We start from the raw sequence: 12725 nt of genomic DNA, 5'->3' as shown, positions 1-12725 counted from the left end.
TTCGCCGGGGCCGTCGCCATATGCGCGTGCTGGCCGAATTTGCGATGAAAAGCCGGAGCCGCGCCGTAGGCGCGGTTTCCGGCTTTGGCGTGGCGGGCCTGTTCCTGCCTCCGGTGGCGCTGCTCAGCAGTGCGCTGATCGCCCTCGTGGGGCTGCGCATCGGCCTGCGCCAGGCACTCCTGGTGATGGTGCTGTCCGCAGTGGTGCTCGGGGTGGCGATGTTTGTCCTGATCCCGGAAGCCCCGCTGTTCGCGGGGGTGGTTGCCGGGGTGGTGCAGTGGGCGCCAGTGGCGCTGCTCGCCGAGCTGCTGCGGCGCACGATCTCGTGGCGCATGACGCTGCAGGTCGCCGCCGCGGTCGCCGGGGTCGGCGTGCTGGCTGTGCACCTGCTGGTGCCGGATCTCGAGTCCACCTGGGCCGAGGTGGGCATGGCCCTGCTGGGGCCTCTGGTCGAGGGCAGCGACACCGGGCCACAGGAGTTGGAGGCGGGGCTGCGCCGCGCGGCGCCGTACCTGACCGGGCTCTTGGCCGGGATCCTGCTGCTGAGCTTGACGCTGGCCGTGCTGCTGGGTCGCTACTGGCAGGCACTGCTGTACAACCCGGGGGCGTTCGGCGAGGAGTTCCGGGGCCTGCAGTTCGGGCGGATGCTGAGTGCCGTCACGCTGCTGCTGGCCGGTATCGGGCATCTGGGCCCGGTCCCGGTGGCCACCGAGTTGGCGTTCATCCTGGCGGTGCTGTTCTTCCTGCAGGGGATCGCGCTGATGCACGCGCTGACCTTCCGGCAGGGGATGAGCAGTTTCTGGCTGGTGGGGATGTACGTGCTCCTGGCCCTGGCCATGCCGCAGATGTTTCTGCTGCTGGCCACCATCGGGGTGATCGACGCCTGGGCGGATATCCGCTCGCGACTGGGCCCCGGTTCCGCGCAGGGCGGGCAGGACAGTGACAACAATCCGTGAGACCGGTCCGAGACCGGTGTAGAATGCGCCCCTTCGGGGGCTGATCAAACGTTACAGGAATACCAAAGATGGAAGTCATTCTGCTGGAAAAGATCGATAACCTGGGCACCCTGGGCGACCGCGTCAACGTGCGTCCGGGCTTTGCGCGCAACTTCCTGCTGCCGCAGGGCAAGGCCAAGTTTGCCACCGCCGAGAACATCGCCGAATTCGAGGCGCGTCGCGCCGAACTGGAAAAGGCGGCGGCCGAGGCCCTGGCTGCGGCCGAGGCCCGCAAGGAAAAGCTGGACGCAACCGTGCTCGAGATCACCGCGAAGTCCGGTGGCGAAGGCAAGTTGTTCGGCTCCATCGGCCCGGCGGACATCGCCGACGCGCTGACCGCCAAGGGTACCGAAGTCGAAAAGCGCGAAGTGCGCATGCCGGAAGGTCCGCTGCGCACCACCGGTGAATTCGAAATCGGCCTGCACCTGCACTCGGACGTGGACGTCGACATCCGCGTCGTCGTGATCGGCGAAGAGTGATCCGCCGGATGTCGGGAGGGTGGCCCCACCGGGTCGCTGATACCCGGCACATGGGCGGGTTCGTCGCATGAACTCGCCCATGATCCCGAACCCGCGGGTCCCCCCGCATTCCGAGGAGGCCGAGCAGGCGGTCCTCGGAGGGCTGATGCTGGATAACGCTGCCTGGGACCGGGTGGCGGACCGCATCACTGCAGACGACTTCTACCGCCATGATCACCGCCTGATCTTCCGGGCGGTGTCCGCGTTGGCGGATCGTAATGCCCCGTTCGACATGGTCACCGTGTCGGAGCAGCTGGATCGCACGACCGAGCTGGAATCGGCCGGGGGCATGGCCTATCTCGGACGGCTGGCCGCCGAAACGCCGAGTGCCGCCAACATCGTGGCCTATGCGGATATCGTCCGCGAGCGCTCTATCCTGCGTTCGCTGATCTCGGTAGGTACCGAGATTGCCGATTCCGCCTATACCCCGGACGGCCGCGGTTCCAAGGAACTGCTGGACGTGGCGGAGCAGAAGGTCTTCCGCATCGCCGAGCAGGGTGCGCGCGGGGCTCAGGGCTTTCGCGGGATGAAGCCACTGCTGACGGCGGCGGTGGACCAGATCGAGTATCTCTACGAAAGCCAGAATCCGATCACCGGGATTGCCACCGGTTACCAGGATCTGGATGCCCTGACCTCGGGGCTGAATCCGGGCGATCTGGTGATCGTGGCCGGGCGGCCTTCGATGGGGAAGACCTCGTTCGCGATGAACATTGCCGAGTATGTGGCGATGAAGAACTCCGAGCCGGTCGCGATTTTCTCCATGGAGATGCCGGGTGAGCAGCTGGCCATTCGCCTGCTGTCCTCGATGGGGCGGATCAACCAGCAGAAACTGCGCTCCGGACGCTTGGAGGATGGCGACTGGCCGCGCCTGACCAGCGCGGTGCAGATGCTGTCCGAGGCCCCGCTGTACATCGACGATACGCCGGCGCTCTCGCCCACCGAGCTGCGAGCACGGACCCGGCGGTTGATGCGCGAACACAAGGGCCTGGGCCTGATCGTGGTCGACTACCTGCAGCTGATGCAATCCCCCGGCAGCAGCGAGAATCGCGCCAACGAGATCTCGGATATCTCGCGTGGCTTGAAGGCCCTGGCGAAGGAGCTGAGTGTGCCGATGATCGCGTTGTCGCAGCTCAACCGTTCGCTGGAACAGCGTCCGAACAAGCGCCCGGTGATGTCCGACCTGCGCGAGTCCGGGGCCATTGAACAGGATGCGGACATCATCGCCTTCGTTTATCGCGACGAGGTCTACAACGACGAGTCGCCCGACAAGGGCACGGCGGAGATCATTATCGCCAAGCAGCGTAATGGTCCCATCGGGACCGTGCGCCTGACCTTCCACGGGCAGTTCACCCGTTTCGAGAACTACGCCCCCGACGTCTACGGCGAGATCGGCCACTAGGCACGACGTGAGACGCGCGGCCAGCATCCACCTTCATCCCGAGGCGCTCCGACACAACCTGGGTGTGGCGCGCCGCTTGGCGCCGGGCGTTCCGATGTGGTCGGTCATCAAGGCCGAGGGCTACGGCCATGGTCTGCTGTGGGCGGCCGAGGCCCTTGCGCAGACGAGCGATGGTTTGGCGGTCTCTCAGATCGGCGAGGCCCGCGCCTTGCGCGCTGCCGGCTTCGGCGGCCCACTCCTCGTGTTGCAGGGCCCGCGCGACGTCTCCGAGGCGCGTGCCTGTACCGAGTTCGACCTGCAGCCCGTGCTGCACGACGCGACGCAGCTTGACCATCTCGACGCCGCTGGCGTGGTGCTTCCCGTGGTCTGGGTCAAACTCAATACCGGCATGAATCGCCTGGGTTTCGCGCCGCAGGTGGCAAAGCGCGTCGCCACGCGTTTGCGGGCCGCCGGACACGGGTGCGGTGGCCTGCACTGGATGACGCACCTGGCGTGCGCCGACGAGCCCGGGCATCCGCAGAATGCTTGCCAGCTGGAACAATTCGGCGCGACGGTTTCCGTTTTTCCGGGGCTCCGTAGCGTGGCCAATTCGGCGGCCCTGTTCGCCGGCTGGGGCAAGGGCGGACCGTCGGCGGCGCCCGGCGACTACTGGGCACGCCCCGGCATCATGCTCTACGGCGCGCATCCGGCCTCGGTCCCCGTCGAGGACCTCCCGGAGGGCCCGGACGGTGATCTGCGCCCGGCAATGACCGTGCGCGCCCCGATCATCGCCACCCAGCCTCTCGAGCCTGGCAGTACGGTGGGCTATGGCGCGACCTGGACCGCCGCCGCTCCGGGCCGTGCCGGGATCGTGGCAATGGGATATGCCGATGGCTACCCGCGGCATGCCCCGTCGGGCACGCCGATCCTTGTGCAGGACCGGCTCTGCCCGTTGATCGGACGTGTCTCCATGGACATGCTGGCGGTGGACCTGTCCGGGTTGCCGGAGGTGCAGGTCGGTGCCATGGCGACGTTGTGGGGCGAGGGCCTGCCGGTGGAGCGGGTCGCCCGCGCGGCGGGCACCATCAGCTACGACGTGCTCACGCGCGTGGCGGAGCGGCTGCAGCCCGGAAACTGACGGAAACGCCGGGTACACTGTCCGGTCAGCAATCCGTGGCCCGAGAGACCCCAATGACCGATTTCGATCCCAGCGAATACGACCCGCAGACCGTCGCCATCCGCTATGGCTACCAGCGCACGCCCGAGGGCGAGCACTCCGAGGCGATCTTCCCGACCTCGAGCTTCGTGTTCGGCTCGGCCGCGGAGGCCGCCGCGCGCTTCGGTGGCGAGGTCCCGGGCAATATCTATTCGCGCTTCACCAACCCCACCGTGCGCACCTTCCAGGACCGCCTGGCCGCGCTGGAGGGCGGCGAGTCCTGCGTGGCGACCGCCTCCGGGATGTCCGCGATCCTGGCGACCATGATGGGCCTGCTGAAGGCGGGCGATCACGTGGTTTGTTCGCGCTCGGTGTTCGGGACCACCACCGTGCTGTTCAACAACTACCTGGCGCGTTTCGGCGTCGAGGTGACCTACGTCGAGCTGTCGAACCTCGAGGCCTGGGAACAGGCGACGCAGTCGAACACGCGGCTGTACTTCTGCGAGACGCCATCGAACCCGCTGGGCGAGGTGGTGGACATCCGTGCGCTGGCCGACATCGCCCATCGCCGCGACGTGCTGCTCGCGGTGGACAACTGTTTCTGCACGCCGATCCTGCAGCGCCCGCTGGATCTGGGCGCCGATATCATTATCCACTCGGCGACCAAATTCCTTGACGGCCAGGGCCGCTGCCTCGGCGGTGCCGTGGTGGGCGACGCCGAGCGGGTGGGCAAGGAGGTCTACGGCTTCCTGCGCACCGCGGGTCCGACGTTGTCGCCGTTCAACGCCTGGGTGTTCCTGAAGGGGTTGGAGACGCTGCCCCTGCGCATGCGCGCACACAGCGATAACGCGCTCAATCTGGCGCAGTGGCTCCAATCCCACCCCGCGGTCACGGCCGTGCATTACCCCGGCCTCGAAGATCACCCGCAGCACGCGATCGCGAAGCAGCAACAAAGCGGCTTCGGCGGGGTGCTGAGCTTCGAGGTCGCCGGCGGACGCGACGCAGCCTGGTCGGTGATCGACGCCACGCAGTTCCTGTCGATCACCGCGAACCTGGGGGATGCCAAGACCACCATTACCCATCCGGCCACCACCACCCACGGTCGCGTGGACCCGGAGAAGCGCGAGGCCCAGGGTATTACCGAGGCCCTGGTGCGGGTCGCGGTCGGGCTCGAGGCCGTCGCCGACATCCAGCGCGATCTGGCGCGCGGCCTCGACGCCCTGGGCTGAGACGGGTATGTCGGCTTCCAGCGGGGAGGCCCGTTCGCAGCCGCGCCGGCGGCGCCCGCGCTGGCGCGTCCTGCTGACTGTGGTCATTGCGTTCCACCTGCTGGGCTTCCTGTCCTCGCTGGATGCGCTGATGTCCACCCGCACATCGCAGGGCGCGGTGGCCTGGATCGTTTCACTCAACACCGTGCCGTATGTGGCTGTCCCGGCCTACTGGGTGTTCGGTGCCAGCGAGTTTCGCGGCTATGTCGTGGCGCGCCGCGACGAGGACTCCAGCCTGGCCCGCGCGCTGCAGCCGAAGACCGAGGAGCTGTGGTCGCACCAGTACGTCGCCCAGGAACCGAGCAAGCACCTGGATGGCGTACAGCAGCTCGCCCGCTGGCCGTTTCTCCACGGCAACGAGGTCGAGCTGCTGGTGGACGGCGAGGCGACCTTCGACAGCATCTTCCGGGGGATCGAGCAGGCCGAACGCTACCTGCTGGTGCAGTTCTATATCGTGCGTGACGACGCGATCGGGCGCGAACTCCAGCGCCGGCTGGTGGAGCGTGCCGAGGCCGGTATCGAGGTCTATTTCCTGTATGACGAGATCGGGAGCTACCGCCTGCCCGGGAGCTACCTGGACACCCTGCGGGAGGCGGGCGTCCATGTGCAGCACTTTCATTCCACCCGCGGACGCGGCAATCGCTTCCAGCTGAACTTCCGCAACCATCGCAAGATCGTGATCGCCGATGGCGAACAGGCCTGGCTCGGCGGGCTTAATGTAGGGGACGAGTACCTGGGCCGCGATCCGGCAATCGGTGCCTGGCGCGACACCCACCTGCGTATTGCGGGGCCGTCCGCCCTCGCGTTGCAGTCGGTGTTCCTGGAGGACTGGCACTGGGCCACCGAGGCGGTCCCGGAGCTGGAATGGAAGCCGGCGACCATGGCGGAGGACGGGGTCCCGGTACTGATCCTTCCCTCCGGTCCGGCCGATGAATTCGAGACCGCCAGCCTGATGATGCAGCAGGCGATCCACGCGGCGGACCGGCGCATCTGGATCGCCAGCCCGTACTTCGTGCCCGACGAGGGCGTGCAGGGCATGCTCAAGCTGGCCGCCTTGAGCGGCGTCGACGTGCGCGTGCTAATCCCCGAGGTCACCGACAACCCGCTGACCACGCATGCGGCCTACGCCTTCCTGGGGCCGCTGTTGGACGCCGGCGTGCGCATCTATCGTTACGAGGAAGGCTTCCTGCACGGCAAGGCGTTCGTGGTGGACGACATGGGCGCGGCCGTGGGTACCGTGAACCTGGACAACCGTTCCTTCCGGCTGAACTTCGAGGTCACGGCACTGGTGCTGGACCCGGCCTTCGCGCGCGAGACGGCGCGCATGTTCGAGGCCGACTTTGCCCGTTCCCGCGAGATGACTCCGCAGGACGTGAACGATCTTCCGCTCTGGCGCCGCGTGGCCGCGCGTGCCGCCTACCTGCTGGCGCCGGTGCTGTAATGTTCTTGTGCTTCCCTGTTTGATCTATCTCATGTGAACGGTCCGCGACGCTGCTAGACTTGTAAAAAGAATGCTCTTTCGAGGCCTGCCCGTGTCGCGAGCCCTGTCCCATCTGCTGACTCTGCTGATTGCCGCCGCGCTGTTGCTGGCGCCGATCGCCGGTGCGGGCATGATGCATGGGGATCACGGGGCGGCAATCGCCACGCCGGGCCACTGTCCGGATCAAGGCGCCACATCGCCCTCGGAACCCCTGCCTTTGGACCCCGCGGTTCAGGCGGACTTCTCGGGCTGCGAGATGCCGTGCGCGGTTTGCGGTATCTGTGGGGTCTCCGCCTTGCCTTCCTCCGTGACCAAGCCGGTCACAGCATCACTGTCCCGCCCCGTTCCGGGGGCCGTGGCCATGGGTCCCGGCGCCCGTTCGGGCCCGGATCTGCGTCCCCCTCTCTGAGTCCTCCCTGGCCGGGCGTCCGCCCGGCCCCGGGCGATTGCGGATCGCCCCCTCGATACGCGAAACCGCGTATCCCCATTGAATTTAAGTCCTTGGGAGGACTCCATCATGATGAATGAACAAGGTTTTGGCTGGCTGGGCGGTATGGGTCTTGGCGGAGGCCTGATCGGCCTTCTGGTCCTGGTACTGCTGATCCTCGCGATCGCCGCGTTGATCAAGTATCTGTTCGGTGGCCGGTAAGGAGTCACGCGATGACGACGTCAGAAACGAAGCCGGCGACCGCCCGCGAGGCGGTGGTCATCGTCCCCGGAATGGGATCGGACCACTGCGGGGGCATCGTGCGCTCGGCGCTGGAAAAGACCCCGGGGGTGACCTCGGTGGGGACCAATATCGCCCGGCACCGGGTGACGGTGGGGTATGACCCCGACCAGGTCGACCCGCAGGGCCTGCGCGCCGCGGTGGAGGGCGCCGGCTACGACGTCGCGCAGGTCGAGGGCGGGGCCGGGGGTTCCGGTTCGGTGCGGCTGGTGGTGCCGGGCATGGGCTCGGATCATTGCGCCGGCATCGTGCGCGCGGCGATCGAGAAGCTCGCCGGGATCGAATCCATACGCACCAACATCTCGGACCACCGGGTGACGGTGGAGGCGGCGGCGGACGGGCCCGATGGCGAGGCCCTGCGCGCGGCGGTGGAGGGGGCCGGCTACGACGTGGCGGCGGTGGAGACCGACGACGCCGCCAGCGAGGCGGATGACGCGGCGATTGATGCCGCCTACGTAAAGCAGGCCTGGAACCGTCTGTGGTTCGCGATGGTGCCGACCATCGCGATCATGGTCCTGATGATGCCGCACATGTTCTGGCAGCCGATCCCCGGCTATCTGTTGATCATCGCGTTGCTGGCCTTCCCGGTGGTGTTCCTGGCGGGGGGCGCGGCCACGCATCGGTCCGCCTGGCGTTCGCTGAAAAGCGGCAATCTGAACATGGACGTGCTGATCTCCATGGGCTCGCTGCCGCCCTACCTGATCGGGCTGGTTGGTTTCGTCTATCCGATGACTTCGTTCATCGAGATGGCGGCGACCATCATGGCCTTCCATATGCTCGGGCGCTATCTGGAGTATCGCGCGAAGGGCGAGGCCTCCTCGGCGATCCGCAAGTTGCTGGACCTGGGTGCGAAGACCGCCCGGGTCGAGCGTGATGGCGAGGAGGTCGAGGTGTCGGTCAAGTCGCTCCAGGTGGGCGACGTGATGATCGTGCGCCCGGGCGAGAAGGTGCCGACCGATGGCGAGGTGGTGGCCGGCGAGAGCACCGTGGACGAGTCCATTGCCACCGGCGAGTCGGTCCCGGTGGACAAAGGCGAGGGCGACACCGTGCTTGGCGCGACCCTGAACCAGCAGGGGCGCCTGAAGGTGCGCGCCACTCGGGTGGGGGCCGATACCTTCCTGTCGCAGGTGATCCGCCTGGTCAACGAGGCGCAGGGCTCGCGCGTGCCGGTGCAGGAACTGGCGGATCGCATCACCGCACGCTTCGTGCCGGCCGTACTGGTCATCGCGCTGGCCGCTTTCGCGGCCTGGCTGGCGTTCTCCGGGGCGTTGCAGCCGATCCTGATCTGGGGCGAGGGCTTTCTGCCCTGGGTCGATTCCGAACGTCCGCCGCTGGTGCTGGCGATCCTGGCGGCGATCGCCGTGCTGGTCATTGCCTGCCCCTGTGCGCTGGGGCTGGCCACGCCCACCGCGCTGATGGTCGGGTCCGGCATGGGGGCCGAGCGCGGCGTGCTGATCCGCTCGGGCTCCGCGATCCAGACGCTCAAGGACATTGCGGTGATCGTGCTCGACAAGACCGGCACTATCACGCGGGGGAAGCCGGCGCTGACCGATGTCATCCCGGCCGAGGGCTTCGACGAGTCCCGAGTGCTGCGGGCGGCGGCGGCCGTCGAGGCCGGTTCCGCGCACCCGCTGGCCGACGCCATTGTGCAGGGCGCGCGGGACCGGGAGCTGGAGGTCGCCGAGGTCGAGCAGTTCCAGTCGCATACCGCACGTGGAGTGGAGGCCCGCCTGGACGGCGAACGGGTGCTGGTGGGAAGCCAGCGCCTGCTGGAGGAGCAGGGCCTGGATCCGTCGGCCCTGCTTGGGCCGTTGCGGGAACTGGAGGATGCCGGCAAGACCGCGATGCTGGTGGCTATCGGCGACCGGCCGGCTGGCGTTGTCGCGGTCGCCGATACGCTCAAGGAAGAGTCGCAGGCCGCGATCGAACAACTGCATGCCCTCGGCATCCGCTGCGTGATGGTCACCGGCGACAACGAGCGCACCGCGAATGCCGTGGCCGCTCAGGTAGGGATCGACGAGGTGCGCGCCGGCGTGCTGCCGGAGGGCAAGGTCGAGGCCATCCGCGAGTTGCAAAAGGAGCACGGCGAGCACGTGGCAATGGTCGGCGACGGCATCAACGACGCCCCGGCCCTGCAGCAGGCGAATGTCGGGATTGCGATCGGGGCTGGTGCCGACGTTGCGATCGAGGCCGCGGACGTGACGCTGGTGCGCGGGGAGCTGACCAAGGTCGTCGAAGCCGTCCAGCTGTCGCGCCTGACCTTCCGCAAGATCGTGCAGAACCTGTTCTGGGCCTGGGGCTACAACAGCGCCGCGATCCCGATCGCCGCGGCCGGGCTACTGCACCCGATGATCGGTGTGGTCGCGATGACCGCCAGCTCGCTCTCGGTGATCGGCAATTCCATTCTGCTGCGCCGGAGCATGCCGGCATCCCGTACTGGAGAAAAGCAATGATGAAACGACGTCAGTTTCTGGGGCTGGCCGCGGCGCTTCCCGTCATCACCACATTCGGCGGTTGGAGCCTGTTCAACCATGCAGTGTCCGCCCCCCGTTTCGACAACGCCCTGTTTCTGCCCGGCGCGGACGGCCCGTTTGGGGTGCTCGCACCCAACAAGCCGTTCACCCTGGTCGCGGAGCAGGGGTGGTTGCCGGTGCCGGGGCGCGAGGAGACCCCGTTCCTCTGGTACCGGACGCAGATGAACGGCCATGACTACCAGAATCCGATCCTCTTGTTGCGCACCGGCGATGAACTGGACGTGACCCTGGACAACCAGCTCGACGAGGGCACGATCATCCACTGGCATGGCCTGCACGTTCCGGGCCGGGTGGACGGACATCCGATCCATACGGTCGACCCCGGTGAGCAGTACGAATACCGCTTTAAAGTGACCAATCGTGGCGGTACCTACTGGTATCACACCCATGCCCATCACCGGACTGCGCGCCAGGCCCACCAGGGGCTGGCGAGCTTCCTGCTGGTGAGCGATGACGACAACGACGCGCTGAACGAGGCGCTGGGGCTGGAGCTGGGCAAGACCGACCTGCCGCTCGTACTGCAGGACAAGCGCTTCGACCGGCTCGGCCATCTGGTGTACCAGCCGAATCCGATGCAGCGGATGATGGGCTATCTCGGCGACGAGGTGCTGGTGAACATGACGCCGGCCGCGACGCACGAGGTGGAGCGGCGTATCCATCGTCTGCGCCTGCTGAACGGCTCCACCGCCCGGATCTACCGGCTGGCCCTGCGCGCCGAGGGTCAGGCCATTCCGTTCCGGGTCATCGGCACGGACGCGGGGCTGCTGGAGTCGCCCCGGGAGGCCCGGGAGGCCTTCCTGTCGCCGGGAGAACGCCTGGAGGTCCTGGTTGACTTCGCCGCGTTTGCCGGAGGCGACCGGGTCGAGCTGCACAGCCTGGAATTCGACCCGATGGCCGGTGGCGGCATGGGCGGAGGAATGATGGGGCGTGGCATGGGCGGCGGCATGGGTCGCATGATGGGTGGCGGCATGCACGACGGCGATCCGCTCGCATTGCTCGAGTTCGTGGTCCAGGAGGGCGAGGCGGTCACCGCCGAGGTGCCCGAGCGTTTGTCGCGGATCGAGCCCATCGACGTGACGGATGCCGGCGAACGGGATATCCGTCTGGACATGGCGCCGATGCAGTGGCGCATCAACGGAGAGACGTACGACCCTGACCGGGTGCCGATCGAGGTGGATGCCAACACCCGGGAGGTCTGGACCATCCGCAATGCGGACCGCAGCATGCCGCACCCGATGCATATCCATGGCTTCTCGTTCCAGGTGCTGTCACGTTCGGGCGGTCCGGACTTCGTGCGCCAGCAGGCCGTGAACGATGAAGGCCTGACCGTCACGGACTTGGGCTGGAAGGACACGGTCCTGCTGTGGCCGGGCGAGACGGTGCGCATCGCGATCGACTTCACCCATCACTACGATGGCGATCAGCTCTACGTGTTCCACTGTCATAATCTGGAGCACGAGGACAACGACATGATGGTGAACGTGCGCGTCCGGGCCTGACCGTGCGTAGCGACAGAGAGATGCCATGAGCGAAAGACCGCGGCCGCACCCGGCCGTCTACCGCGCGGCCGAGGCCGCCCTGCGCGAGCGCGACCCGGAGGCCAAGTCCGAGCGTGTGCTGGAGCTGGCGCGCGCCTGGTGGGCGGATGAGCTGGAGGGAACGGATGCCCCCGCGCCGCAACGCATGGAGGTGCCGGGGCGGCCGGAGCGGCCGGTGCTGGTGCATCCGAAGGAGCTGCCGCGGCGTGGACTGAATACCACTGCCGGTCGGGTCGCGCTGGTGCATGCGGTGGCGCACATCGAGTTCAATGCGATCAACCTGGCGCTGGATGCCGTGTACCGCTTCCGCGACATGCCGGCGCCGTTTGTCAGCGACTGGCTGCAGGTCGCGGCAGAGGAGGCGCGGCACTTCCGGTTGCTGCGGGCGCGTCTCCTCGAGCTGGGTGCGGACTACGGGGATCTGGCGGCCCACAACGGCTTGTGGGAGGCGGCGCTGGCGACCGACCACGACGTGATGGTGCGCATGGCGCTGGTGCCGCGGGTACTGGAGGCGCGCGGGCTGGACGTAACCCCGGGCATGATCCAGCGGCTGGAAGCGGCGGGCGACACCGACACCGTGGCCCTTTTGGAGATCATCCAGCGCGAGGAGGTCGCGCACGTGGCGATCGGTACGCACTGGTTCCGCGAACTGGCCCGGGCACGCGGTCTCGATCCCGAACCGCTGTTCCTCGACCTGCTGGCCGAATACATGCCCGGCCGCGTGCGCCCACCATTCGCGCACGCGGCACGCCGCGCCGCCGGCTTCACCGAATCCGAGATGGCGCAACTGGAGGCCCAAGCCGCCGCAACCTCTTCGTAGGGTGCGGTTGAGCGCAGCGAAACGCACCGGCATTGCGTTTATCTTCGCGCTCCAAGGCTGGTCCTGGTTCGGCATCGGGTGTTTACGTGCCTCCGGTCCGCCGCCTGCCCGGCGCTGATTCGCCAGCGCGCCCCGAGGTACTTTCTTGCTTGCCCAAGAAAGTACCCAAAGAAGGGCCCCCGGATTCCGCCCGGGAACCTCGCTCCGGACGCGCTGGGCCGGCGGCGCTGAACTCGCTACGCTGCGCTTCGCTCAGACATCCAGCGCCTTCTCCCGGCCCATCACGCCCTCCGCGAGGGGCTCCATACGGG

General features: G+C 67.5%; 11 protein-coding genes. All 11 read left to right on the top strand.

All coding sequences use genetic code 11. The features are described 5' to 3' along the window. Nucleotides 1–20: 20 nt before the first annotated feature. The 11 genes from F618_RS0103255 (at nucleotide 21) to F618_RS0103205 (ending at nucleotide 12414) form a co-directional block, all read left to right on the top strand. A complete protein-coding gene (locus F618_RS0103255) occupies nucleotides 21–956 on the top strand; it encodes a hypothetical protein (RefSeq protein ID WP_018176110.1) in 936 nt (311 codons plus the stop codon). 68 nt (nucleotides 957–1024) lie between these two features. Beyond that, nucleotides 1025–1474, top strand: coding sequence for a 50S ribosomal protein L9 (gene rplI, locus F618_RS0103250; RefSeq protein WP_018144047.1), 450 nt, complete (start codon nucleotides 1025–1027; stop codon nucleotides 1472–1474). A 79-nt stretch (nucleotides 1475–1553) separates the two neighbouring features. Next, nucleotides 1554–2912, top strand: a complete 1359-nt coding sequence (gene dnaB / locus F618_RS0103245; protein ID WP_018144046.1) for a replicative DNA helicase — start codon at nucleotides 1554–1556, stop codon at nucleotides 2910–2912. A gap of 7 nt (nucleotides 2913–2919) precedes the next feature. Next, nucleotides 2920–4029 (top strand): alanine racemase, encoded by a 1110-nt coding sequence (gene alr, locus F618_RS0103240; protein ID WP_026331129.1) that lies wholly within the window; start codon nucleotides 2920–2922, stop codon nucleotides 4027–4029. A gap of 53 nt (nucleotides 4030–4082) precedes the next feature. Continuing rightward, nucleotides 4083–5276 carry an O-succinylhomoserine sulfhydrylase gene (locus F618_RS0103235; protein WP_019567741.1) on the top strand — a complete coding sequence of 398 codons (1194 nt, stop codon included), beginning with the start codon at nucleotides 4083–4085 and terminating at the stop codon, nucleotides 5274–5276. 7 nt (nucleotides 5277–5283) lie between these two features. Continuing rightward, complete coding sequence (cls, locus tag F618_RS0103230; protein ID WP_019567740.1) at nucleotides 5284–6756, top strand: cardiolipin synthase; 1473 nt, start codon at nucleotides 5284–5286, stop codon at nucleotides 6754–6756. A 91-nt stretch (nucleotides 6757–6847) separates the two neighbouring features. Beyond that, nucleotides 6848–7204 carry a hypothetical protein gene (locus F618_RS16305; RefSeq protein ID WP_231362660.1) on the top strand — a complete coding sequence of 119 codons (357 nt, stop codon included), beginning with the start codon at nucleotides 6848–6850 and terminating at the stop codon, nucleotides 7202–7204. Between the two features lie 108 nt (nucleotides 7205–7312). After that, entirely contained in the window at nucleotides 7313–7444 is a 132-nt protein-coding gene (locus tag F618_RS16530; protein WP_017925682.1) for a hypothetical protein, read from the top strand. Nucleotides 7445–7455: 11 nt separating this feature from the next. After that, nucleotides 7456–9975 carry a heavy metal translocating P-type ATPase gene (locus F618_RS0103215; protein ID WP_019567739.1) on the top strand — a complete coding sequence of 840 codons (2520 nt, stop codon included), beginning with the start codon at nucleotides 7456–7458 and terminating at the stop codon, nucleotides 9973–9975. After that, entirely contained in the window at nucleotides 9972–11555 is a 1584-nt protein-coding gene (locus tag F618_RS0103210; protein ID WP_019567738.1) for a multicopper oxidase family protein, read from the top strand. The genes F618_RS0103215 and F618_RS0103210 overlap by 4 nt, the downstream gene beginning before the upstream one ends. 25 nt (nucleotides 11556–11580) lie before the next feature. After that, nucleotides 11581–12414, top strand: a complete 834-nt coding sequence (locus F618_RS0103205) for a ferritin-like domain-containing protein (protein ID WP_019567737.1) — start codon at nucleotides 11581–11583, stop codon at nucleotides 12412–12414. The last annotated feature ends 311 nt before the right edge of the window (nucleotides 12415–12725 follow it).

It is taken from the genome of Thioalkalivibrio sp. ALMg13-2 (assembly GCF_000381185.1).
GTDB classification, from domain to species: Bacteria; Pseudomonadota; Gammaproteobacteria; order Ectothiorhodospirales; family Ectothiorhodospiraceae; genus Thioalkalivibrio; species Thioalkalivibrio versutus.
This window is presented reverse-complemented; position numbering and strand designations above follow the sequence as displayed.

Coding starts and splice junctions, on each gene's coding strand:
- F618_RS0103255 (WP_018176110.1), top strand. CDS start 21: ATGCGCGTGCTGGCCGAATTTGCGATGAAAAGCCGGAGCCGCGCCGTA.
- rplI (WP_018144047.1), top strand. CDS start 1,025: ATGGAAGTCATTCTGCTGGAAAAGATCGATAACCTGGGCACCCTGGGC.
- dnaB (WP_018144046.1), top strand. CDS start 1,554: ATGATCCCGAACCCGCGGGTCCCCCCGCATTCCGAGGAGGCCGAGCAG.
- F618_RS0103235 (WP_019567741.1), top strand. CDS start 4,083: ATGACCGATTTCGATCCCAGCGAATACGACCCGCAGACCGTCGCCATC.
- cls (WP_019567740.1), top strand. CDS start 5,284: ATGTCGGCTTCCAGCGGGGAGGCCCGTTCGCAGCCGCGCCGGCGGCGC.
- F618_RS16530 (WP_017925682.1), top strand. CDS start 7,313: ATGATGAATGAACAAGGTTTTGGCTGGCTGGGCGGTATGGGTCTTGGC.
- F618_RS0103215 (WP_019567739.1), top strand. CDS start 7,456: ATGACGACGTCAGAAACGAAGCCGGCGACCGCCCGCGAGGCGGTGGTC.
- F618_RS0103210 (WP_019567738.1), top strand. CDS start 9,972: ATGATGAAACGACGTCAGTTTCTGGGGCTGGCCGCGGCGCTTCCCGTC.
- F618_RS0103205 (WP_019567737.1), top strand. CDS start 11,581: ATGAGCGAAAGACCGCGGCCGCACCCGGCCGTCTACCGCGCGGCCGAG.